The organism is Nostoc cf. edaphicum LEGE 07299 (assembly GCF_015207245.1).
GTDB classification, from domain to species: Bacteria; Cyanobacteriota; Cyanobacteriia; order Cyanobacteriales; family Nostocaceae; genus Nostoc; species Nostoc edaphicum_B.
On sequence record NZ_JADEXF010000843.1, the window covers coordinates 1 to 2,975 of the forward strand.

Here is a 2,975-nt window from a genome sequence, read left to right on the forward strand (position 1 = left end):
ATATCTAATTGTTGAGAGAACACAACCCCAACGGCTTAAATATCGCTGAAATTCTTGAGGCTTTTGATATACATTATTTCTAACAGTTTGAAAGAAACTTTCTCTGTCTACTTCAGTTTTATTGTTATAAAACTCAGAAAACTTATCTTTTACCCAATCTGGAACTAAAGCTATTGCTTGGTAAGTGGTAAATCCATCATGTCTTCCTAGTCGGCCTAAACGCTGAATAAATGTACCAGCATCTAAAGATTCGTAAATTAAAAAATTTATGGCAAAGTCAACACCTACATCAACTGTGGAAGTTGCAATAATCAATTGTTTATTCATTGCATCTTCTCTAATTTTTGCACCAGTGAGACCTGTATTTTCTCCTATGCTTATGCCCAAATTAGCATTCTCTACAGTTCTGACTATTCGCTTGGCGGCAAATACACTGTTAGCAATGATAAGTCCTTTAGATTTAGGATATTGAGAAAAGAATTGCTTGATGTATTCTAAATTTTCAAAAACCCAATTTTCAATTCCCCCATTGCTTTGCTCAGAAGTAACTAAATTTAAATCCACTTCATATAAAATTCTCCGATGAGTATCACTTCTTTTTAAATTATGCTCATATTCACCCTTAATAATTTTTGGAGTAATTCCTGCTTTATCAAGCACTCTCAATAAAGCATTATCTGGGGTAGCAGAAAGAAAAAGAAATTTTGCAGCAAAACGCTCTCCTAAACTTGCCCTATTAAATGCAATTCCATCCAGAACATTAGCAATTTGCGGTGCATTAAAAATGTGAAATTCATCAAAGACTATATAGCGGTATTTATTAAACCAAGTTTCAGCTAAACGAGCCTTGTTACCTCCTCTGCGATCATAGTATAAACGATGAATTAAAGTAAAAATGTCAGGGTTGGTTGCGACTATCTTATTATCATTAGCAAACTTTCTGAATGTTTCCAGCTTGTTAAAGCCTTCTGCGCTTATATATGAAGCTAATTTAGCTCCTGTGAGTTCTCCTATTTGTAAATCAATATTAAATTCATTTTTCCATTTTCCTATTTGTTTGGCTTGATCGCGAATAAGTTCATTTGTAGGATAGTTAAATAAACTTTGTCCTAGTCCTAATTCACGTTCATAAAATGCTGGAAGAAGAGCAGCTAAAGTTTTACCGTCACCAGTTAGAGCAGTATCAAAAACAACTTGATAATTTTTTATGGCATCCCAAACTTCTTGTTGATGGGTAACAAGTTGAATATTAGAAACTGAAGTTTGGGAATATTTTGACCATGTGGAAAGGAGTTTTATTTTCATAAATTACTCTCAATTCTGAAAAATCGGAGATAATCTGGCATAGTTACACATACACTAAATTAGTCAGAATCTGCAAAAACATTCCTTATCATCTCCGCACTGTAGTCAATACAAGCTAGTATGTCTTCTTTTTCTATGCCCGGATAAGCTTCAAGAATGGTATCAATTGTTTCTCCTGCGGATAAAAGGTCAAGAATTAAAGAAACCCAAATCCGATGTCCACGAATGCAAGGTTTACCAAAACAAATATTTGGGTCTATAGAAATTCGGGAAAGTAGGTTATTTTGAACCATAATTTTCAGTCCAAGTATTTGCTGCAACCATTGGTTGCAGTTTTATGGATGAGTAAAAAATCTCTCTAGCTAATTTCTCGCACCATTGGTGCGAGTTGTTTGCTTTACTTAAATAGTGTCCGTAACTGGTTGTTAAAAACTATATTGGCACGCAAAATAGAAGTTGACAAGAGAAAATATGTACAAAGTATACGGACATTTTGAATGAGTCGAAAAGGTCAATCTATTACACTGTCGATATCAGAACATGATAAAGCCGAGCTAGAAGCGATCGCTCGTGAATTCGGTATGATGTGGGGAGAGGAGCCTAACATCTCTAAGTTAATTAAAGCGATCGCTCAACGTAAGTTACTCATCGGTAACAATAACGATTGGAAAGAACCACGCTTTAGGGCATTACATAGATGTATCAATGCGTTGACAGACATCGGGCAAATTGAACAAGCCCAAATCATTGCAAACTTACTTCTCGAACGCAGTGAATTATCATTACCGTTGCGGGGCGAAATCGAACGTTTCCTAGAAAATTTGCCTCCAGCTTGGCGCTTAGAGATAGACCGCTACATCTTGCGCGAACAGCCTTTTCAGCTTTCCTATCAAGATGCAGCAGAGCGTGTGTTTAATTTTACCGTTCGCTATGCCAAACCTATACCCCACGAAAAGCGGCAATATCTTGATTGCTGGTGCGAAGAAACAGAAGGAAACTTTGATATCCCAGAACTGGTTCACAACTGGAGTTTACGATTAGACAGGATTACGGACGCTGCTGTGAGTTCAATTTCCGGCCAGTGGCATACTAATTTAGATGAAATAAAAGTAGAAATGCATTTATTTGCTGGTTTAGCTTTTGCTTATCAAGCCAAACCAGAAGATGAAATTAATGAATGGCTACCAGATAAACCACGAGTTCGGCGAGTTGTTAGGCGAGTATCTAGTACATTTTGGTTTAGCCGCGAAGTCATGCAGTATGCGCCAGATTGTGTAGTGATATTACCTGAAAATGTGCGCGATCGCCTCAAACAAAAACTCCTCACCCTATGCCAGCTATACGACATAGAAACCATGAGTTAAGTCTTGTGGGATAGGCATCTTGTCTAATATAGGCTAGAACCTATGAACATAAATCGGTTCGGTAGAGCAAAAATCCTCATACCCGCTCAAATCAATTTCCTATTTACTGAGGGCTTTGTCAACCCATGCGATCGCCTACGGCGGAAAGCCTCTCTCCTCTTAGGAGAGAGGTCAGACTGTATTGCACCCAAACGAGAACCGCTATATTATGTTCCTGGGCGAGAGCGAATATCATCGGGTATATGATGGCGATCGCCTAATATTTCTAGCAAAGGGCCATTAACGTCAAATTTAACCATACTTACC

The 2,975-nt window shown here is 37.6% G+C and carries 3 protein-coding genes and 1 pseudogene; 1 reads left to right on the forward strand and 3 read right to left on the reverse strand.

Going from position 1 to position 2,975, the window contains the following annotated elements:
• Positions 1-1,305, reverse strand: a 1,305-nt coding sequence (gene cas3 / locus IQ229_RS21510) for a type I-D CRISPR-associated helicase Cas3' (RefSeq protein WP_194047215.1), incomplete at its 3' end; no start/stop codon positions are given.
• 59 nt (positions 1,306-1,364) lie between these two features.
• Entirely contained in the window at positions 1,365-1,598 is a 234-nt protein-coding gene (locus IQ229_RS21515; RefSeq protein WP_194047217.1) for a DUF433 domain-containing protein, read from the reverse strand.
• Positions 1,599-1,802: 204 nt separating this feature from the next.
• On the opposite strand from IQ229_RS21515, the gene IQ229_RS21520 reads away from it, so the two are divergent.
• Positions 1,803-2,669: a WYL domain-containing protein gene (locus IQ229_RS21520; protein WP_194047219.1), complete on the forward strand. Its 867-nt coding sequence runs from the start codon at positions 1,803-1,805 to the stop codon at positions 2,667-2,669.
• 206 nt (positions 2,670-2,875) lie between these two features.
• On the opposite strand, the pseudogene IQ229_RS21525 reads toward IQ229_RS21520, so the two are convergent.
• A pseudogene (locus IQ229_RS21525) lies at positions 2,876-2,975 on the reverse strand (histidine phosphatase family protein); the annotation flags it as partial.